At 70.4% G+C, this 20,466-nt stretch carries 18 protein-coding genes; 7 read left to right on the forward strand and 11 right to left on the reverse strand.

Annotation, left to right across the window (positions count from 1 at the left end; all coding sequences use genetic code 11):
- A partial coding sequence (locus tag H3O04_RS22120) for an MFS transporter (RefSeq protein WP_202588450.1) occupies positions 1 to 748 on the forward strand: 748 nt, incomplete at its 5' end.
- Between the two features lie 22 nt (positions 749 to 770).
- Here H3O04_RS22120 and H3O04_RS22125 read toward each other — a convergent pair.
- The 4 genes from H3O04_RS22125 to H3O04_RS22140 form a co-directional block, all read right to left on the reverse strand.
- Positions 771 to 1,784, reverse strand: coding sequence for a sugar-binding transcriptional regulator (locus tag H3O04_RS22125; RefSeq protein ID WP_011546075.1), 1,014 nt, complete (start codon positions 1,782 to 1,784; stop codon positions 771 to 773).
- Between the two features lie 63 nt (positions 1,785 to 1,847).
- Positions 1,848 to 3,329, reverse strand: a complete 1,482-nt coding sequence (gene xylB / locus H3O04_RS22130) for a xylulokinase (protein ID WP_011546074.1) — start codon at positions 3,327 to 3,329, stop codon at positions 1,848 to 1,850.
- A gap of 104 nt (positions 3,330 to 3,433) precedes the next feature.
- Entirely contained in the window at positions 3,434 to 4,828 is a 1,395-nt protein-coding gene (gene dalD / locus H3O04_RS22135) for a D-arabinitol 4-dehydrogenase (RefSeq protein WP_124477368.1), read from the reverse strand.
- Positions 4,829 to 5,001: 173 nt separating this feature from the next.
- Positions 5,002 to 5,913, reverse strand: a complete 912-nt coding sequence (locus tag H3O04_RS22140) for a LysR family transcriptional regulator (RefSeq protein WP_077180454.1) — start codon at positions 5,911 to 5,913, stop codon at positions 5,002 to 5,004.
- A 99-nt stretch (positions 5,914 to 6,012) separates the two neighbouring features.
- Between H3O04_RS22140 and mdlC the strand changes: the two genes are divergently transcribed.
- From mdlC to H3O04_RS22160, 4 genes are all read left to right on the forward strand, one after another.
- Positions 6,013 to 7,620 (forward strand): benzoylformate decarboxylase, encoded by a 1,608-nt coding sequence (gene mdlC / locus H3O04_RS22145; protein ID WP_202588451.1) that lies wholly within the window; start codon positions 6,013 to 6,015, stop codon positions 7,618 to 7,620.
- A 29-nt stretch (positions 7,621 to 7,649) separates the two neighbouring features.
- Complete coding sequence (locus H3O04_RS22150) at positions 7,650 to 9,101, forward strand: aldehyde dehydrogenase (RefSeq protein WP_202588452.1); 1,452 nt, start codon at positions 7,650 to 7,652, stop codon at positions 9,099 to 9,101.
- A gap of 14 nt (positions 9,102 to 9,115) precedes the next feature.
- Positions 9,116 to 10,060: a ketopantoate reductase family protein gene (locus tag H3O04_RS22155; RefSeq protein ID WP_027808646.1), complete on the forward strand. Its 945-nt coding sequence runs from the start codon at positions 9,116 to 9,118 to the stop codon at positions 10,058 to 10,060.
- Positions 10,061 to 10,320: 260 nt separating this feature from the next.
- Positions 10,321 to 11,724, forward strand: a complete 1,404-nt coding sequence (locus H3O04_RS22160) for an MFS transporter (RefSeq protein WP_202588453.1) — start codon at positions 10,321 to 10,323, stop codon at positions 11,722 to 11,724.
- 29 nt (positions 11,725 to 11,753) lie between these two features.
- On the opposite strand, the gene kynA is transcribed toward H3O04_RS22160, so the two are convergent.
- The 3 genes from kynA to kynB form a co-directional block, all read right to left on the reverse strand.
- Complete coding sequence (gene kynA / locus H3O04_RS22165) at positions 11,754 to 12,689, reverse strand: tryptophan 2,3-dioxygenase (protein ID WP_034201423.1); 936 nt, start codon at positions 12,687 to 12,689, stop codon at positions 11,754 to 11,756.
- Positions 12,690 to 12,789: 100 nt separating this feature from the next.
- Complete coding sequence (kynU, locus tag H3O04_RS22170) at positions 12,790 to 14,043, reverse strand: kynureninase (RefSeq protein ID WP_233629292.1); 1,254 nt, start codon at positions 14,041 to 14,043, stop codon at positions 12,790 to 12,792.
- A 27-nt stretch (positions 14,044 to 14,070) separates the two neighbouring features.
- Positions 14,071 to 14,712 carry an arylformamidase gene (kynB, locus tag H3O04_RS22175; protein WP_011546066.1) on the reverse strand — a complete coding sequence of 214 codons (642 nt, stop codon included), beginning with the start codon at positions 14,710 to 14,712 and terminating at the stop codon, positions 14,071 to 14,073.
- Positions 14,713 to 14,841: 129 nt separating this feature from the next.
- Between kynB and H3O04_RS22180 the strand changes: the two genes are divergently transcribed.
- Positions 14,842 to 15,342, forward strand: coding sequence for an Lrp/AsnC family transcriptional regulator (locus H3O04_RS22180; protein ID WP_006477992.1), 501 nt, complete (start codon positions 14,842 to 14,844; stop codon positions 15,340 to 15,342).
- On the opposite strand, the gene H3O04_RS22185 is transcribed toward H3O04_RS22180, so the two are convergent.
- The 3 genes from H3O04_RS22185 to H3O04_RS22195 form a co-directional block, all read right to left on the reverse strand.
- Positions 15,329 to 15,838 carry a flavin reductase family protein gene (locus H3O04_RS22185; RefSeq protein ID WP_006477993.1) on the reverse strand — a complete coding sequence of 170 codons (510 nt, stop codon included), beginning with the start codon at positions 15,836 to 15,838 and terminating at the stop codon, positions 15,329 to 15,331. The genes H3O04_RS22180 and H3O04_RS22185 overlap by 14 nt on opposite strands.
- Positions 15,839 to 16,118: 280 nt before the next feature.
- Positions 16,119 to 16,784, reverse strand: coding sequence for a hypothetical protein (locus tag H3O04_RS22190; protein WP_011546065.1), 666 nt, complete (start codon positions 16,782 to 16,784; stop codon positions 16,119 to 16,121).
- Entirely contained in the window at positions 16,781 to 18,187 is a 1,407-nt protein-coding gene (locus tag H3O04_RS22195; protein WP_011546064.1) for a selenium-binding protein SBP56-related protein, read from the reverse strand. The genes H3O04_RS22190 and H3O04_RS22195 overlap by 4 nt, the downstream gene beginning before the upstream one ends.
- Positions 18,188 to 18,752: 565 nt before the next feature.
- Here H3O04_RS22195 and msrA point away from each other — a divergent pair.
- Positions 18,753 to 19,313, forward strand: a complete 561-nt coding sequence (gene msrA / locus H3O04_RS22200; RefSeq protein ID WP_011546062.1) for a peptide-methionine (S)-S-oxide reductase MsrA — start codon at positions 18,753 to 18,755, stop codon at positions 19,311 to 19,313.
- 25 nt (positions 19,314 to 19,338) lie between these two features.
- Here the strand turns inward: msrA and H3O04_RS22205 are convergent.
- A partial coding sequence (locus tag H3O04_RS22205) for a DUF72 domain-containing protein (RefSeq protein WP_202588454.1) occupies positions 19,339 to 20,466 on the reverse strand: 1,128 nt, incomplete at its 5' end.

Genomic DNA, 20,466 nt, shown 5'->3' on the forward strand with positions numbered 1-20,466 from the left:
GCTAGGCATACCGGCAGCGATGTCGATCGGCATTCCGGCCGGCACGGCGCTCGGCGCGATGTTCGGCTGGCGCGTCGCGTTCGCCGGGATCACGGTCGCGGCGCTGGCGCTGATCGGCTGGATTCGCCTGCGCGTGCCCGACTATCCGGGCCAGCCGGCCGGCGCGCGCGAGCCGGTGCTCGGCGTGATGGCGCTGCCCGGCGTGCGGCCGGTGCTGACGGTGATGTTCGCGTACGTGCTCGCGCACAACATGCTGTACACGTACGTCGCGCCGTTCCTTGCGGGCGTGCGGATGGGCGCGCAGGTCGATGTGGTGCTGTTCGTGTTCGGCGTCGCGTCCCTCGTCGGCATCGCGCTGACGGGTGCATGGATCGGCGTCGCGCAGCGGCGGCTGACGCTCGCGAGCATCGCGCTGTTCGCATTGGCGGCGGCGATGCTCGGCGCCGGGTCGGGGATGACGTTCGTCTATGCGGGCGTCGTGCTGTGGGGGCTCGCGTTCGGCGGCGCGCCGACGCTGTTCCAGACGGCCACCGCGAACGCGGCGGGGGAGTCGGCCGACGTCGCGCAGTCGATGCTGGTGACGGTCTGGAATCTCGCGATCGCCGGCGGTGGCATCGCGGGCGGGATGCTGCTCGGCGCGACCGGCGCCGGCGCGATTCCGTGGGTGCTCGTCGCGCTGCTGGCGCTGGCGTGGGTCGGCGCGTGGCGCGCACGCCGCCATGCGTTTCCGGCGCCGCGCGCGGCCTGAACCCGTGCGGGCGACGGCCGCGTCAGGCCGCCTTCGCGGCGAGCGCGGCGCGCGCGCAGGCTTCGTCGGTGACGAGCCCCGACAGCCAGCCGCCGCGCAGCGCGGCAATCACCGCGTCGTGTTTCTTCGGGCCGCCGGCGAACGCGATCGTCGGCAGCTTCGGCGGCGTGGCGAGCGCGACGCTCGTCACGCGCGCGCTGGTCGACACGGTGATCTGCGTGCCCTGCGCGTCGATCGGCACGCCGAGCAGTTCGGCCACCGCGCCGAGCGCGGTCATCTCGTCGCGCTCCTGTTCGGTGATGAAGCCGTCTTCGTAGAGCGGGCAGTGCGGGCCGATGTTGCCGATCCCGACGAACGCGACGTCGGCCTCGCCCGACAGCGCCTCGACGATCCGGTACAGCCGGTGATTGCACCACTGCGCGCGCTCGGCGTCGCTATCCGCGAACAGCGGCGCGGGCAGCAGGAAGTGCTTGCTGCCGGTTTTCTCGGAGATGTACTGCGCGACGTCGTAGCGGTTCGACGAGCCGTCGGCCGCGATCGCGCCGACCATCGACACGAGCCGGTGCTGCGGGCGGTCGATCTGCGCGATCTGCGCGACCGCGGCCTTCAGCGTCCGGCCGCTGCTGACCGCGATCACCATCGGCCGTGTTTCGTTCAGGTAGCGCTCCATCACCTGCGCGCCGGCGACCGCGAGCTTGCGGTCGATCGCGTCGGGCGCATCGGCGTCGACGGGCACGACCTCGCACATCGCGAGGCCGTAGCGTTTCGACAGCTGCGCGCCGAGATCGAGGCAGTCGGCGAGTCGATGGTCGACGCGCACGCGGATCAGGTTCTTCTCGACCGCGAACGCGACGAGGCGCTGCGCGACGGGGCGCGACACCTGCAGTTTTTCGGCGATTTCGTTCTGCGTGTCGCCCGCGACGTAGTAGAGCCACGCGGCGCGCGTGGCGAGATCGAGTTTTTCTGAGGACTTGGACACGATAGCGATTCGGTTCGGATCTGGGGGCCGCCCCGCGGGCCGGCCGGCGGGCCGCATGACGGCATCCACTGTAACGCATGTCGCGCGCACGGCCGGCGGCCGGTCGCGTAAGCGCGGCGCCTACGCGAGCCGTGCGCGCGACGGTTCGTACAGCGGCCGCACGTGACGGTACAGCGTGCGGAACGCATCGAGGCGTTCGCGCAGCCGCGCATGGCGGGCGGCGTCCGGTGCGTATTCGGCGCGCACCGGCGGTTTGGTCAGCACCGTCTGCGGATCGCCGCCGACGGCCAGCCAGCCGAGCCGTGCCGCGCCGAGCGCCGCGCCGGTTTCGCCGCCGCCGTGCTGACGCGTGCGCACGTTCAGCGCGTCCGCGATCAGTTGCGCCCAGAACGCGCTGCGCGCGCCGCCGCCGATCAGCGACAACTGGTCGGTCTCGACGCCGGCCGCGTGCAGCGCGTCGAGGCCGTCGGCGAGGCCCAGCGTCACGCCTTCGAGTACCGCATAGCCGAGGTGCGCGCGGTCGGTCGCGTGCGTCATCCCGAAGAACACGCCCTGCGCGTACGGATCGTTGTGCGGCGTGCGCTCGCCCGACAGGTAGGGCAGGAACAGCGGGGCGGCGGCGAGCGCGTCGGGGTCGAGCGCCTCGACTTCGGCGAGCAGCGCAGGCTCGTCGGTGCCGGTCAGCTTGCAGACCCAGCGCAGGCAACTCGCGGCCGACAGCACGACGCTCATCAGTTGCCAGCGATCGGGAATCGCATGGCAGAACGCATGCACGGCCGACGCGGGATTCGGCATGAAGCGGTCGCCGACCACGCTCAGCACGCCGGACGTGCCAAGCGACACGAAGCCGTCGCCCGCGTGGATCGCGCCGATGCCGAGCGCGCTCGTCGCGTTGTCGCCGCCGCCGCCCGCGACCAGCACGGCCTCGGACAACCCCAACTCGCGTGCGACGTCCGCACGCAGCGTGCCGGATGGCGCATTGCCCTCGACGATGCGCGGCATCTGCCCGCGCGTCATTCCGCACGCGGCGAGCAGCGCATCGGACCAGTCGCGGCGCGCGACGTCGAGCCACAGCGTGCCGGCCGCGTCCGACGGATCGGACACTTTCGCGCCGGTCAGCCGGAAGCGCAGGTAGTCCTTCGGCATCAGCACGCACGCGGTCGCCGCGAACACGTCGGGTTCGTGCTTCGCGACCCACAGCAGCTTCGGCGCGGTGAAGCCGGGCATCGCGAGGTTGCCGGCCAGCGCATGGAGATCGGGCGCGCGTTCGGTGAGCAGCGCGCATTCGTCGGCGCTGCGCATGTCGTTCCACAGGATCGCGGGGCGCAGCACGCGATCGTCGCGGCCAAGCAGCACCGCGCCGTGCATCTGGCCCGACAGGCCGATGCCGCGCACCTGCGCGAACGCCTGCGGGTGCCGTTCGCGCAGCGCCGCGAGCGCGGCGAGCGTGCCTTGCCACCAGTCGTCCGGATGCTGTTCCGCCCAGCGCGGATGTGGGCGCGACACGCTGAACGGCGAGCCGGCGGTGCCGACGACCGCGCCGTCCGGGGCGAGCAGCAGCACCTTCACTTCGGAGGTGCCGAGGTCGATGCCGAGATACATGAGCGATCCGTTCGGTCAGTGAGGAGCCGCTACTTTAGCCGTGCCGCACGGCCTGTGCCAAGCGGGTTCGCCCGGCTGCGCGGCCGGGCGCCGCGTGCGGGTCATCAGCGGGCGGCGAGCCAGGCGTCGACGCGCGCGAGCCCGGCGCGCAGCGCCTCGAACAGCGCCGCGTTGCCGGCGAGCGAGCCCCACAAGGCGCGGCTCGCGCACAGCGCGACGACCGGGTCGTCGGCTTCGACGATCGCGCGTGCGCTGCCGTCGTCCATCACGCCGTCCTGGTACGCATACGGCAGCGTGCCGCGCGCCCAGCGTTCGAGAAAGCGCAGGAACAGCGCGGGCAGCACGGCGGTGGCGACGGGTGCCGCGCCGCGCGCGAACGATTCGACGAGCGTCGGCGCGATGAAACCGGGGATCTTCGAGAAACCGTCGGCCGCGACCCGCTGGTTCGTGTCGAGCACGTACGGATTGCCGAAGCGCTCCAGCACGACGTCGCGATAGCGTGCGAGATCGAGCGGGCTCGGCGTGAGGCACGGGATCACGTCCTGCGTCACGTAGTCGTGCGCGAAGCGGCGGATCGCCGGGTCGTGCGTGCCTTCGTGGATGTAGGTATGGCCCGCGAGCGTACCGGCCCATGCGATGCAGCTATGCGTCGCGTTGAGGATGCGGATCTTCGCTTCCTCGTACGGATGCACGTCGTCGACGAGTTCGGCGCCGGCCAGTTCCCAGCGCGGGCGACCGGCCGCGAAGCGGTCCTCGATCACCCACTGGATGAACGATTCGCCCATCACCGGGCACGCGTCGTCGATGCCGGTGGCCGCGAGGACGCGCTCGCGCACGTCGGCGGTCGGGCGCGGCGTGATGCGGTCGACCATCGCGCTGGGCGTCGCGACGTGCGCATCGAACCATGCGAGCAGGCCGCCTTCGCCGCGCCGTTCGAGGAATTCGCGCATCCCCGCGCGAAACCGCGCGCCGTTGTTGCGCAGGTTGTCGCAGCTTTGCAGCGTGAGCGGGCCGGCGCCGCGCTTCACGCGTTCGGCGAGCAGCGCGGCGAGCGCGCCGTACAGCGTCGTGCGCGCGCCCTGCAGGTCGGCAGCGAGATCGGCGTTCGCGATGTCGAGCCGGTTGTGTTCGTCGAGGTAGTAGCCGCCTTCGGTGACGGTGAACGACACGATCCGGCAGGCCGGATCGGCGCCGGCGTCGATCAGCGCGGCGAGGTCGATCGACCACGGCAGCACGCGCGTGATCGCACGGATCGTCTCGTACGCGCGCTCGCCTTGCGGCGTGACGGTTTCGAGCGTGTACGCACCGTGCTGCGCGGCGAGCGCGTCCATCGTCGCGCGCATGTCGTCGCGGATGTTGCCGACGGTCAGCGACCAGCGTTCGTCGGCCGGCACGGCCGCGTTCACGCGATGCAGATACCACGCCTGGTGCGCGCGGTGAAACGAGCCCGCGCCGATGTGCAGCAGCACGGGCGCGTGGGCGGCGGGCGATTCGCTCATCCGGTGTCTCCTGTTCCAGCCTGTCTATCCTGCCGAATACGATCTTTTGCTCTTTGTGTGAGCGAATGATCGTATTCAGGCGGACGAAAGTCAAGGCGGGGACACGGCATTTCGATGGTGCGCTGCGGCGCCGTGCGGGCAGGGCGGGCGCGGGGAGCCGCTGGAAAAGGGCGTCAGCGCCCTTCGCGCGTGAGTGCGACGAGTTCGTCGAGCAGCTTGCCGGCCGGCCCGGGGAGGATGCCGTGACGGCGCCGGAACGCGGTGAGCGTGCGCACTGCGACGACTTCGCGCACGGGCAGCGTGTCGATCGTGCCGGCGCGTCGTTCCGCCCCGTACATCGGTTCGGCCATCCAGCAGAGGAATCCCGCATGCGCGACCAGGCTTTTCAGCGTCGTGACCGAGCGCGTCTCGACCGCGATGTCGGGCAACGGCAGCCCGTGTGCGTCGAAGGTCGCGCGCATGTGGTCGAACGGCGCGGTGCCGCGCGGCGGAATCGCCCAGCGTGCGTGCAGCGTATCGGCGAGCGTCGGCGGGCGGCCGAGCACGCGCAGCGGATGGTGCGGCGCCGCAACGATATGGCTGCGGTCTTCCCAGCGGCACTCGGGAATCGCGACGATCTCGTCGGTATCGGGCCCGTGCGCGGACAGCGCAAGATCGATCTCGTGCTTGATCAGCCCTTCCGCGAGCCGGTCCCACACGCCTTCGATGATTTCGACGCGCAGGTTCGGCCAGCGATCGAGCACGCGGCCGACCGCGACCGGCAACACGAGGCTCGCGATGCTGCCCACCGTGCCGACCTTGATCGTGCCCTTCGCGAGCCCGCGCATCGCGTCCAGTTCCTCGCGCGCATGCTCGGCCTCGTGCTGCAGCAGCGTCGCGTGCGGCAGCAACGCTTCGCCGAACGCGGTGAGCTGCACGCCCTTCGAATGGCGTTCGAACAGCGGCGCGCCGACCTGATCCTCGAGCCGCTTCAGGATCCGGCTCAGCGCCGGCTGCGTGACGTGCAGCGCGTCGGCCGCGCGGCCGAGGCTGCCGCACGCGACGATCGTGGTGAACGCACGCAACTGTCGGAGATCGAAAGTCATGCTGGAACGTAATGGCTTTGCGCAAAAAATACAGTATCCGTGAATGGCTTGCGCTTCGATACTGTGGAAACCGCCAAGCCATCGAGGAGACGCCCGAGCATGTCCGGCACCCCGTCCCAATCCGCCGCACCCGTCACGGTCCGCGACGCCGTGATCGACCTGTTCCGCCAGTTCGGCATCGACCGCGTGTTCGGCAACCCCGGCTCGACCGAGCTGCCGATGTTCCGCGACTTCCCCGCCGATTTCCGCTACGTGCTCGGCCTGCAGGAGGCCGTCGTGGTCGGGATGGCCGACGGTCACGCGCAGGCCACCGGCAATGCGGCGGTCGTGAACCTGCATTCGGCGGCGGGCGTCGGCAACGCGATGGGCAATCTCTTCACCGCGTTCAAGAACCGCTCGCCGCTGATCGTCACCGCGGGCCAGCAGGCGCGCGCGATTCTGCCGTTCGATCCGTTCCTCGGCGCGACGCAGGCCGCCGAGCTGCCGAAGCCGTACGTGAAATGGAGCATCGAGCCGGCGCGCGCGCAGGACGTGCCGGCCGCGATCGCGCGGGCGTACCGCATCGCGATGCAGGAGCCGCGCGGCCCCGTGTTCGTGTCGATTCCGGTCGACGACTGGGATCAGCCGGCCGAATTGCTGCCGCGCCGTGACGTGAGCAGCATCGTGCGGCCCGATCCCGACGCGCTTGCGCGACTTGCCGACGCGCTCGACGCGGCGCGCCGCCCGGCGTTCGTGGTCGGCGCGGCCGTCGATCGCGCGGGCGCGTGGGACGACGTCGTGCGCGTCGCCGAGCGGCACCGTGCGCGCGTGTACGTCGCGCCGATGTCGGGGCGCTGCAGTTTTCCGGAGGATCATCCGCTGTTCGCCGGCTTCCTGCCCGCGATCCGCGAGAAGATCGTCGCGCGGCTCGACGGGCACGATCTCGTGTTCGCGTTCGGCGCGCCTGCGTTCACCTATCACATCGAGGGCTTCGGCCCGCACGTGCCGCCGGGCGCGACGCTCGTGCAGCTCGTCGACGATCCGGGCGTCGCCGCGTGGACGCCGTCGGGCGACGCGGTGGTCGGCAATTTGCGGCTCGCCGCGCGCGATCTGCTGGCGCGGCCCGCGCCGCCCGAGCGGCCGATGCCCGCGCCGCGCGCGCCGCGGCTGCGCGTCGACGCGCCTGCTGCCGGCGAACGCATGTCGGTCGCGTTCGCGCTGCAGACGCTCGCCGACGTGCGCGACGCGCACGACATCGTCGTCGAGGAGGCGCCGAGCGCGCGGCCGGTGATGCAGGAACATCTGCCGTTCACGCGCAGCGGCACGTTCTACACGATGGACAGCGGCGGGCTGGGCTACGGGATGCCGGCCGCCGTCGGCGTCGCGCTCGCGCAGCCGGGCCGACGCGTGATCGCGCTGATCGGCGACGGCTCGAGCCTGTATTCGATCCAGGCGCTGTGGAGCGCCGCGCAGTTGAAGCTGCCGATCACGTTCGTGATCCTGAACAACCGGCGTTACGCGGCGCTGCAGGATTTCGCGCCCGTGTTCGGCTTCGGCCCCGGCGACCCGGTGCAAGGCACCGATCTGCCCGACCTGGATTTCGTCGCGCTCGCGCAAGGGATGGGCTGTCGCGGCGTGCGCGTCGCCGAAGCGGCGAGGCTGCGCGACGCGCTGACCGACGCGCTGCGCGCGGCGACGCCGGTCGTCGTCGAAGTCGAGATTGCGTGACGCGCCGCGCGCGTCTTTCCGGAGATTCCATGCAAACCGTAGCGATGCTGATCGGCGGCGAACGCCGCCACTCGTCCGGCGGCGCGACCTTCGTGCGCCGCAACCCGCTCGACGGCGAAGTCGCGTCCGAAGCGCCCGCGTGCACCGTCGACGATGCGCGCGCGGCGGCCGATGCGGCTGCCCGCGCGTTTCCCGACTGGGCCGCGCTCGGCCCCGGCGCGCGGCGCGCGTTGCTGCTGAAGGCGGCCGCCGCGCTCGAAGCGAAGCACGAGCAGTTCGTCGCCGCGATGGCGGCCGAGACGGGCGCGTCCGCGCTGTGGGCCGGCTTCAACGTGCAGCTCGCGGCGAGCGGGCTCGTCGAGGCCGCGTCGTTGACCACGCAGGTCGGCGGCGAGCTGATTCCGTCCGACGTGCCGGGCTCGCTCGCGATGGGCGTGCGGCAGCCGGCCGGCGTCGTGCTCGGCATCGCGCCGTGGAATGCGCCGGTGATTCTCGCGACGCGCGCGCTCGCGCTGCCGCTCGCGTGTGGCAACACGGTCGTGCTGAAGGGCTCGGAACTGTGCCCGGTCACGCACGGGCTGGTCGTCGAGGCGCTGCAGGAGGCCGGACTGCCGCCGGGCGTCGTCAATTTCGTGACGAATGCGCCCGACGATGCGGGCGCCGTCGTCGACGCCCTGATCGCGCATCCGGCCGTGCGCCGCGTGAATTTCACCGGCTCGACGCGGGTCGGGCGGATCGTCGCCGAAGCGTGCGCGCGTCACCTGAAGCCGTCGGTGCTGGAACTCGGCGGCAAGGCGCCGTTCGTCGTGCTCGCCGATGCCGATCTCGACGCGGCGGTCGCCGCGGCTGCATTCGGCGCATTCGCGAATTCCGGGCAGATCTGCATGTCGACCGAGCGCATCGTCGTCGACGCCTCGATCGCCGATGCGTTCGTCGCGAAGCTCGTCGACAAGGCCGCGTCGCTGCCGCTCGGCGATCCGCGCCACGGGCCCGTCGTGCTCGGTTCGCTGATCGACACGAGGGCCGTCGAGCGCTGCAACGCGCTGATCGACGATGCGCTTGCGCACGGCGCGACGCTGCGGTGCGGCGGCCACGCCGACAGCACGCTGTTTCCCGCGACGCTGCTCGATCACGTGACGCCGGCGATGCGCATCTACGCGGAAGAGTCGTTCGGCCCGGTGAAGGGGATCGTGCGCGTCGACGGCGAGGAGGCCGCGATCCGTTGCGCGAACGACAATGCGTTCGGGCTGGCGTCGGCCGTGTTCAGCCGCGACGTCGCGCGGGCGCTGCGCGTCGCCGCGCGCATAGAGTCGGGCATCTGTCACGTGAACGGCCCGACCGTGCACGACGAGGCGCAAATGCCGTTCGGCGGCGTGAAGGACAGCGGCTTCGGCCACTTCGGCGGCAAGGCCGGCATCGCCGCGTTCACCGACCTGCGCTGGATCACCGTGCAGACGGCCCCCCGCCACTATCCGTTCTGACGAGGCCGCCGACGATGAGAATTGCAATTCTGGGCGCGGGCGCGATGGGCTCGCTGTTTGGCGGGCGGCTCGCCGAAAGCGGCGAAGCCGTCACGCTGATCGACGTGAACGATGCGCATCTCGATGCGATCGGCCGCGACGGGCTGCGCATCGACGACGACCGCGGCGACCGGCGCGTTCGCACGCTGCAGGCCGTGCGGCCGGAAGCCGCGAATGCGCACGCGGCCGCAGCACTCGACACACCGTTCGACCTGCTGATCGTTTTCACGAAATCGCTGCATACGCGAGCGGCGCTCGACGGCGTGCGGGCGCTGCTGAGCTCCGACACGTTCGTGCTGACGCTGCAGAACGGGCTCGGCAACGTCGAGACGCTGAACGCGTTCGTGCCGCTCGAGCGCATCCTGGTCGGCGTGACGACGTGGCCGGCCGATGCGGCCGGCCCTGCGCACGTGCGCTCGCACGGCGCCGGCACGATCCGCATGATGACGGCCGACGGCGCGGCACGTCCCTTTGCGACAGCCGTGGCCGACGCGCTGTCGCGCGCGGGGCTCGCATGCACGCTCGACGCCGACGTATGGGCCGCGATCTGGGAGAAGGTCGCGTTCAACGCGGCGCTCAACACGCTGTGCGCGACGACGGGCTGCACCGTCGATCAGCTCGGCCATCATCACGACGGGCCGCGGCTCGCGCTGGCGATCGCGGCCGAGACGGCCGCCGTCGCGCGCGCGAAGGGCATTGCGGTCGACGGCGAGCGCATCGCGCGCAACGTCGAGCATGCGATCCGCGACCATCGCGGCCATCGCCCGTCGATGCTGCAGGACGTGCTCGCGGGCCGTCGCACCGAAATCGATGCGATCAGCGGCAAGGTCGTCGCGGCCGCGCGTGAAGCGGGCGTCGCGGTGCCGCATGCGGAGACGCTGCTCGCGCTGGTCCGCTTGATCGACGCACGGACGAATTGAGCAACAGGCCGGCGGCCGGCTGGCGCCGCATGACGATACGGATGCCGCGCCCGCGGGGCGATGGCGCCGGATCGTGAAGGGTGGAACGAGACACCGGCGCCGATCGATGGGCGCCGCTCGACTGCACAGCATGAGATTCGGGCACGCGTGCGCGGGCCAGCCCGGACAACCGGAGACGCCATGAAAACCATCGAATGCCGTTGTCTTGTCGCGCACCGTTCGCGCATCTTGCCGCCGCCGCGCGGTGCATCGGAGGCCGCATGAGCACGCCCGACGCACTGAATGAACGGCCATCGTCGATCGACATCGGCACGACGCTCGACGACGGCCCGTTCACGCTGATGCAGCGCTGCGTGGTGCTGCTCGCCGCGCTCGCGATCGTGCTCGACGGCTTTGACGGCCAGTTGATCGGTTTCGCGATTCCGGTGCTGATCCGCGAATGGGGCATCACGCGCGGTGCGTTCGCGCCGGCCGTCGCGGCGGGACTGGTCGGGATGGGCATCGGCAGCGCCTGCGCGGGGATCGTCGCGGACCGCTTCGGCCGCCGCCACGCCGTGATCGGCAGCGTGTTCCTGTTCGGCATCGCGACCTGCGCGATCGGGTTCGCGCCCGACGTCGCGACGATCGCGATGCTGCGTTTTTGCGCGGGGCTCGGGATCGGCGGCGCGCTGCCGACGGCCACGACGATGACCGCCGAATACACGCCCGCGCGGCGCCGCACGATGATGGTGACCGCGACGATCGTCTGCGTGCCGCTCGGCGGGATGCTGGCCGGCCTGTTCGCGCACGAGGTGCTGCCGCGCTACGGCTGGCGCGGGCTGTTCTTCGCGGGCGGCGCGTTGCCGCTCGTGCTCGGCTTCGTGCTGGTGCGCGCGTTGCCCGAATCGCCGCGCTATCTCGCGCGGCGCCCCGCACGCTGGCCGGAACTCGGCGCGCTGCTCGCGCGGATGCAGCGGCCGGTCGCGCCGGGCACCGTGTTCACCGATACGAAGGACGCCCGTGCGCCGGGCAGCCGCGGCGGCTTCGGCGCGCTGTTCGCGAGCGGCCAGGCGCGCGACACGATCGCGCTGTGGTGCGCGTTCTTCATGTGCCTGCTCGCCGTGTACGCGGCGTTCAGCTGGTTGCCGACGATGCTCGCGGCGAGCGGGTTGAGCGTGTCGGTCGCGGGCTCGGGCCTCACCGCGTACAACCTCGGCGGCGTGATCGGTGCGCTGCTGTGCGCATGGGCGATCGCGCATGCGGGGTCGCGCTGGCCGCTCGCGCTGTGCAGCATCGGCGGCGCGGCGAGCGCGGTATGGCTGATGGGCGTCGATGCCAGCCGCCATACCGGCTGGCTGATCGTCGGGCTCGGTCTGCACGGGCTGTTCGTCAACGCGGTGCAGTCGACGATGTATGCGCTGTGCGCGTACATCTATCCGACGGCCGTGCGCGCGACGGGCACCGCGAGTGCGCTCGCGTTCGGCCGGCTCGGCGCGATCCTCAGCGCGTTCGCGGGCGCGATCGTGATCACGGCGGGCGGCGCGGGTGCGTACCTGACGATGCTGGCCGTCGCGATGGGGGTGGTGTGCATCGCGCTGCTCGCGATGCGGCGGCACATTCCGCGGCTGTCGCGCGCGGCGGCGCAGCCGCGCGAAGGGGAGGCGCTCGCCCGCACGTCGTCGTGATCGTCGTGACGGCGGGCGCGTGGCGTGCGTTACAGCGTGGTGCGCACGTGCCAGAGCTCGGGGAACAGCACGACGTCGAGCATCTTGCGCAGGTACGGCGCGCCGCTCGTGCCGCCGGTGCCCTGCTTGAAGCCGATGATGCGTTCGACCGTCGTCACGTGACGGAAGCGCCACTGGCGGAACGCATCCTCGAGATCGACGAGTTCCTCGGCCATCTCGTACAGCTCCCAGTGCTGCTGCGGATGACGGTAGACCTCGAGCCACGCGGCCTCGACCGTCTCGTCGTGCCGCGTCGGCTGGGTCCAGTCGCGCTCCAGCCGCTCTGCCGCGATCGGGAACCCGCGCCGCGCGAGCAGGCGCACGACCTCGTCGTAGAACGACGGCGCCTCGAGCGTCGCGCGCACCTGTTCGAGGATGTCGGGCCGGTGCGCATGCGGCTGCAGCATCTGCGCGTTCTTGTTGCCGAGCAGGAATTCGAGCTGGCGATACTGGTACGACTGGAAGCCCGACGACTGGCCCAGATACGGCCGCATCGCCGAATACTCGGACGGCGTCATCGTCGACAGCACGTTCCACGCCTGCACCAGTTGCTCGAGGATGCGCGACACGCGCGCGAGCATCTTGAACGCCGGCGGCAGCGCGTCGGTGCGCACCGCATCGAGCGCGCCGCGCAATTCGAACAGCGCAAGCTTCATCCACAGCTCGCTCGTCTGATGCTGGATGATGAACAGCATCTCGTTGTGATCGGGCGACAGCGGATGCTGCGCGTCGAGGATCGAATTCAGCGACAGGTAGTCGCCGTAGCTCATCGACTTCGAGAAATCGAGCTGCGCGTTGTGCCAGCCGGCTTGAGCGTCGGCCTCGCCCGGCACGTGCGGGGCTTCGTGCGCGGCTTGCGCCGGTTGTGCGGCGCGTGCGCCCGAGAACGGGCAGCCGGCCGGCGCGTCGCCGCCGGGGGGCTGCATATGACCAGAATTCACGACTATCTCCAGATTTGAATGACGAACGCGAGGCGCGCTTCGCTGCAACTGCGGCATGCAGCGGCGGCGCGCCGCGCAAAACCGGTCAGGTCACCGCGCCGCGTTCGGCGAACTCAGGCGCCTTCCACGCGTCGGTGGCGAGGATGTCGCGCAGCGTCTCGACCGCATCCCACACGTCGGCGAAGCGCGTATAGAGCGGCGTGAAGCCGAAGCGCAGCACGTACGGCTCGCGGTAGTCGCCGATCACGCCGCGCGCGATCAGCGCCTGCATCACTTCGTAGCCGTGCGGATGCTCGAAGCTCGCCTGCGAGCCGCGCTGGTGATGCGCGCGCGGCGTGACGAGCTTCAGCGACAGGCCCGCGCAGCGCGCCTCGACGAGCGCGATGAACGCGTCGGTCAGCGCGAGCGACTTGCGGCGGATCGCGTCCATGTCGGTCTGCAGGAACACGTCGAGCCCGCATTCGACCATCGACATCGACACGATCGGCTGCGTGCCGCACAGGAAGCGCGCGATGCCCGGATCGGGCGCGAAGCCCGGCTGCATCGCGAACGGCGCGCGGTGGCCCCACCAGCCGGACAGCGGCTGCGAGAAATGCGCGAGATGGCGTTGCGGCACCCACACGAACGCGGGCGAGCCGGGGCCGCCGTTCAGGTACTTGTACGTGCAGCCGACCGCGCCGTCCGCGCGCGCGCCGTTCAGGTCGACCGGCACCGCGCCGGCCGAGTGCGCGAGATCCCACAGCATCAGCGCGCCGGCGTCGTGCACCAGCTGCGTGACGGCCGGCATGTCGTGCATGTAGCCGGTGCGGTAGTTCACGTGCGTGATCATCGCGACGGCCGTGTCCGCGCCGAGCGCGCCGGGCAGGTCGGCCGGATCGTCGATCAGGCGCAGCTCGTAGCCGCCGCCGAGCTGCTCGATCAGCCCCTGCGCGATATACAGGTCGGTCGGGAAATTCGAGCGCTCCGACACGATCACCCGGCGCTCGGGCGCGCGCTCCGCCTGGTGGCGCAGCATCGCCGACAGCAGCTTGAACAGGTTGATCGAGATGGTGTCGGTCACGACCGTTTCGCCGGGCGCGCCGCCGATCAGCGTCGCAAGCTTGTCGCCGAGGCGGCGCGGCAGCGCGAACCAGCCGGCGGTGTTCCAGCTGCGGATCAGGCCTTCGCCCCACTCGGCGCCGATCACCTGCTGCGCGCGGGCGGCCGATGCGCGCGGCTGCGCGCCGAGCGAGTTGCCGTCGAGGTAGATCACGCCGTCGGGCAGCGCGAACTGGTCGCGCAGCGGGGCCAGCGGGTCGTCGCGGTCGAGCGCGAGCGCATCTTCACGGGTCTTGATCATCATGATGTGGGGTCGTAGGTCGGGTAATCAGGAAGCGTGCGCGGGCAGCGCGCGCAGCACCGCGCGCACGGGGCTCGCGTCGAGTGTCGCGAATTTGAGCGGCAGCGCGATCAATTCGTAGTCGCCGGGCGGCACGTCGTCGAGCACGATGCCTTCGAGGATCGCCATCCGGTGCGCGCGCACGCGGTGATGCGCGTCCATCGTCTTCGATTCCTGCGGGTCGAGCGACGGCGTATCGATGCCGATCAGCTTCACACCGTGCGCGGCGAGCAGGTCGACGGTATCGGGTGCGACCGCGCAGAAATTGCTGTCCCATTGTTCGACCGCGGCGCGCGCATACGTGCGCAGCAGCACGCGCGGCGGTACGCCGTCGAGCGCGGCTTCCACATCGGCCGGCCGCACGACCGGCGACGCGCCGATGCAATGAATCACGCGGCACGGGCCGAGATAGGTATCGAGCGGCACCGCGCCGATCGGCGCGCCGTCGGCATCGTAGTGCAGCGGCGCGTCGCAGTGCGCGCCCGTGTGCGGCGACAGCGTCAGGCGCGCGACGTTGACCGGCGAACCGGCCTCCATCCGCCATACGCGTTCGACGGCAACTGGCGTATCGCCCGGCCACACGGGGGTGGCGGGGCTGACCGGCGGCGAGATGTCCCAGAGTGTGTCCATGGCATGACGAAGCGTGAGTCGATCCTTCGAATGATAGGTGGACGCTCGCAGAAAGTGCTTGCGAAATAAACATGGACAATCCGCCGGATTGGCAGATAATTCGACTCAGAGGGAAAACGGGGACCAAAAATGCACGCGATCACGCTCGATGCCACCGACTGCCGGATTCTGGCGGTACTGCAGGAGGAGGGCAGAATCAGCAATCTCGACCTGGCCGAACGCATCTCGCTTTCGCCATCCGCCTGCCTGCGTCGCATGCGCCTGCTCGAGGAGCAGGGCGTGATCGAGCACTATCGCGCGTGCCTGAGCCGCGAGAAGCTCGGCTTCGAGCTCGAGGCGTTCGTGCAGGTGTCGATGCGCAACGAAGAGAATCAATGGCACGAGCGCTTCGCGGAAGCGCTGCGCGAATGGCCGGAGGTGGTCGGCGCGTTCGTCGTGACGGGCGAGAGCCACTATCTGCTGCGCGTGCTCGCGCACAACCTCAAGCACTATTCGGATTTCGTGCTGAACCGCCTCTACAAGGCGCCGGGCGTGATGGACATCCGGTCGAACATCGTGCTGCAGACGCTGAAGGACGAAGCCGGCGCGCCGGTCGGACTGGCGCGCACGGGGGCGATCAAAGCGGTGTGAGGCCGTGGAAGCCGCCGCCGTGGAACACGAGCGGCGGGGCCGTTTCCGATACCGCGCGCACGCCGCAGCGTTCCACTTCGCCGACGAAGATCACGTGGTCGCCTTCGTCGTAGCGGCTGCGGTTGTGGCATTCGAACCACGCGAGCGCGCCGTCGAGCACCGGCATTCCCGAGTTGCCGGCCGCGTGCGCGATCCCTTCGAAACGATCGCCCTTGTAGGTCGAGAAGCGCTTGCACAGGTCGAGTTGCGACGCCGCGAGCACGTTCACCACGTAATGGCTGTTGCCGCGGAACACCGGCGTCGACGCCGATTTGTGCGCGAGGCTCCACAGCACGAGCGGCGGATCGAGCGACACCGAATTGAACGAGCTGGCGGTGATGCCGATCAGCTGGCCGGACGGCGCGCGCGTCGTGATCACCGTCACGCCCGTCGCGAACTGGCCGAGTGCCTGCCGGAAGGCGGCCGCGTCGAAATCCGGCGGATTGGCGTGGCTCATCGGGCAGCCATCCGGAACGGGACGGGCGGGCGCGACACGACACGGGCGTGACGGGCGCGGCGGACGAAAAATGACAACGCGGTCGATTGGGAAGGGGTGCGCATGGCCCGATTTTAGCGGAATCGGGGCCGCCGGACCCGGTCGGGCGGCGCATCGCGACGGCAGGGTGGCGTAGCGAACACTGCGGCGCGCGGCCGGCAGCGCCGTTCCGTCACGTTTTTTAACGGTGCGGCCATTCCATTCGGTGCCGCGTTGCGCGAACGGGTCCTCGCTGCCCGCACTAGCGCGCCGCCGCCAGCCCGAGCGACAGCGCTCCCGTCACGATCAGGCTCGACGCCCACACCGCATCGAGATTGAACCAGCTCCGCGCCACGAACTTCAGCCCGAGATAGCGGTACACGAGCCACGCGAGCCCGCCGCCGGCGGCGATCATCGCGGCTGCATGCACGGCCGCGACGACGAGCGCCATGCCGAGATGCGCATCGACGAGCAGCGCCGCCGCGCGGTGGCCGGCATCCCGGTCGAGCCCGCACAGGCCGAGGTAGATCGGCACGAGCATCAGCCCCGCGCCGTGCGCGAGCGCGACCGCGAACGACCACAGGCCGAGCCGCGCCGGCGCGATCCGTGCGAGCGCCCGCGGATGCCGGCGCCGGATCAGCAGCACCGCGCCGAAGCCGATCACGAGCGCGCTCGCGCCGATCCGGATCGCCGTCTGCCACGCGAGCAGCGCGGCAAGCAGCCCGAACGGCAGCATCACCGCGAAGACGGCCAGTGCATGACCGAGCGCGAGATAGCCGAGCGCCGCGACGAGCGCGCTGCCGCGGCGTGTCATCAGCGCGTTCGATACCGCGAGCGGCCAGCCCATCGCCGGGTTGAGCCCGTGATAGACGCCGCTCGCGAGCACGGCCGCCCACAGCGCGAACGGCGCGTGAAGGCTGGTGCTCAACGCTTGACCGACGGATAGCAGAACGAGTCGGTCGAGCAGTCGCCGCCTTCGAGCCGGATCTGGTGCGCGCGATAGCCGTCGGGGAATTCGACCCAGTAGTCGTCGGCGAGCGTCAACCCGCCGTCCGGCCCCGCGTGCGCGAGCACCTGCGCGGCCGGCACGCCGTCCGGATAGAACTGGTCGTCCCACGTCGAATAGAGCGAGTTGGTCCAGTACACGCGCCGGCCGTCGCGGCTGATCTCGACCATCTGCGGGCCGCCCGCGAACGTGCGGCCGTTCGGGTGCGGCGCCCGGCGCGCGATGCCGCCGATGCGCACCGACCCCGCGAGCACCGGGTTGTGCGGGTCCGACACGTCGTACTGGCGCATCTCGCCGGTGCCCCAGCACGACACGTACAGGAAGCGGTCGTCGAGCGACAGGTCGATGTCGGTCACGAGCGGCGGCACCGCGCCGAATCCTTGCAGCAGCGGCGGCAGCTCGTCGGCCGTGGCCGGCTCGGCCGGGATCGTCGCGGTTTTCTTCACATGGAACTTGCCGCCTTCGCGCCACCAGGTCCAGATCGAGCCCTCGAGATTGGTCGTATCGACCACGACGCCGACGAACCCGTATTCGCGCACCGGGTCGTGCGCGGGCCGCACCTCGAGCGCCATCTGGTGCTGCGCGCCGAGATCGATCGTCTGCACGTTGCGCCGCGCGCGCAGGTCCCAGAAATGCAGCCGGTGCCCGTACTTGTTCGCGAGCAGATCCTCGGGGACGATCCCGTTCTCGAATTGCGGCGGCAACGCCCATTCGCTCGACACCATGTAGTCGCGCGGCAGGTTCCACCAGAAGTCGTAATGCTTGTCCTGCGGGCCGCGGTCGATCTCCCAGCGGCCGAGCACGTCGAAGGTCTCGCAATCCATGATGAAGATGCCGGGCGCGCCGTCGGTGCCGTCCTTGCCCGCGCCGCCCAGCGTGCTCACGTAGATGCCCTCGGGCCCGCAATGCACGGTGTGCGGCCGCGAATAGCCTGTCTTCGCGAAGATCTCGTCGGGCTCGATGATCTTGTGGATGCGCGCCTGCGTCGGGTGCGGCTTCGTGTCGATCACGTAGATGCGCGACGAGCGCAGGCCTGGGATGATCAGGAAGCGGCGCTCGAGGAACGCATGGCCGGTCAGCGGCGACAGCGACGACGAGCACGCATTCCAGCCGAAGTGATGAAATTCGTCGCCGGTGTTCGGCATCGTCACCGTATGCACGATCTTGCCGTACGTCGACGAGCCGGGCTTCACGTCGATCACGGCGAGCGCGTCGGGTCTGGAAAAATCGGGGCTCAGCAACAACGTATAGGCAAATTCCTCCGCCGGCGCCTGCATCGCAAGCTCGGGCGAAGCGTGAAACGTCGGGTCGGGCCGCATGCTCATGGTGATGTCCTCTGAATGGTGTCGAATCGTGGACGCACGGCCGTTCGTTGCGGGCGTGCGGACTGCGGTGGCCGCGCGGCGCGCATCATGCCGGCGCGGCGATCGGCCAGGCGGACGCCCGCGTCGGCGACGCGCGCGATGCCGTGCATCAGGTCGTGAAAGCGGGAAAAGGCGAGAGGTTGGCGCGCCGCGCACTCGGTGAACCGGGCGCGCGCCATCGCGATGGCGCGATGGATGTAGCGGCGACGGGGCCCGCGACGCGGGCGATGTCTGTTAAGGCGTGCATATCGATGTTCCGGCAGATGATGTGGGCATCGGGGTCGGGCATGCATCGGACGCTGCGCGGGTGCGACGGGTTGGCCGCCGCTTGCGCGTGCCTAAGTGTAGACGAGAAACACGCGGCGGGGCGCGTGCGGCGCCCTGTCCGATCTGCCAGTTGTGCGCACGAGTGAGATACTTGACGAAGTGCCGCTGCCTCCCGCCTCGCGGGGCGGGCAGCGGCGATGCGAAACGATGGCGCCGGCACTGGCGTGCCGGCTGCCGTCATCCACGAGGGACTGATTTCATGGGGAACGAGATGCTTGAAACCGCGACGCTCGGAGGCGGGTGTTTCTGGTGCACGGAGGCCGTGTTTCTCGACGTCGATGGCGTGACGGCCGTCCAGTCGGGTTATGCGGGCGGCCATACGCGCAACCCTGGCTATCGCGACATCTGCGAAGGCGACACCGGCCACGCGGAAGTCGTCAACGTGACGTTCGATCCGGCGCGCATCGGCTATCGCGAGATCCTCGAGATCTTCTTCGCGACGCACGATCCGACCACGCTGAACCGGCAGGGCAACGACGTCGGCACGCAGTACCGGTCGGTCGTGTTCACGCATTCGGATGCGCAGCGCGACACGGCGCTCGACCTGATTGCCGAGCTCGAACGCGAACAGGTGTTCGGCCAGCCGATCGTCACGCAGGTCGTGCCGCTCGACGGCAACTACTGGCCGGCCGAGGACTATCATCAGAACTATTACGCGCGCAACCCGGGGCAGGGCTATTGCTCGGTCGTGATCGGGCCGAAGCTCGCGAAATTCCGGCAGAAGTTCTCGCACCGGCTGAAGTCGCTGCGCGGCGCGTAAGCGTCGGCGGCGGCGGAAACCGCGGTCACGCCGCCTCGTTGCGCCACTGTGCGCACGCGGCGGCGATTTCGCGTGCGAGCGCGATGCACGACAGCGGCGCGGAGCCTTCCGCCTTGTTGTTGATCGTGATGATCACCGGCTGCCCGGCCAGCGCGTAGCGCGCGGCCAGTTCGGCGAGCGCCGAGCGGGTGGCTGGGTCTTCGTCGACGAGCTTGTCGAACGGCTCGTATTTCGCCTTCGCCTGCTCGTACTTGAAACCGCCGTGCAGGCTCCAGCGTACGATCAGCGGGCCCGGCGCGTCGCCGTCGAGCAGCGCGAGCGCGGCGGCCTGGCGCAGCGGGTCGGGCATCCGCGCGTGCAGGCCGACGCAGTAGCGCACACCGAGCGCGGCCAGCGCGCGGATGAAGCGCGGCGTGAGCAGGCTCGCGTCGCGGATCTCGATCGCGTAGCGCGTGCCGTCGGCATCCGGCGGCAGCGACGGCAGCGCCGCGAAGAACGCGGTGAGCCGGTCGATCAGCGCGGCCGGTTCAGCGAGCAGTTGGTCGGGCAGCGGCGAGAACTGGAACACCAGCACGCCGGCTTTGCGGCCGAGCCCGTCGAGGCACGGCTGGACGAATTCGCGGGTCGCGAGCTGGGCATCGAGGAAAGTCGGGTTCGGCCCGGACGGCTCGCCGCGCCGGCCGCGGATCACCGCGTCGGTCACCGCGGCCGGCGCCTTCACGACGAAGCGGAAATCGTCGGGCACCTGTTGCGCATAGCGCAGGTAGTCGGCCACCGACAGCGGGCCGTAGAACGACCGGTCGAGGCTCACGCTCCTCAGCAGCGGATGCGCGCCGTACGCTTCGAGCCCTTCGCGCGACAGCTTCGTCTGCGCGAAATCGCCGTCGTAGACGATGCCGTTCCAGCCGGGGAAGTACCACGACGACGTGCCGAGCCGTACGTTCGGCGGCAGGCCAGCCGCGGCGGCGGCGACGTCCGCCGAGATCGGCGCGGGCAGCACACCGCGTTTGCGGCGGCCTTTCTTCGGCGCGGCGGCCGGTGGGGACGGTTCGTCCCACAGCAGGCCGGACGACGGGACAGGTTCGTCGTCGTCGTCGGCGGCGGGTCGGGAGGTCATACGGGCGGGCGGTGGTGCCGGTCGTGCGTCTTCCGG

Source organism: Burkholderia sp. KCJ3K979 (genome assembly GCF_016759955.1).
Taxonomy (GTDB): Bacteria; Pseudomonadota; Gammaproteobacteria; order Burkholderiales; family Burkholderiaceae; genus Burkholderia; species Burkholderia orbicola.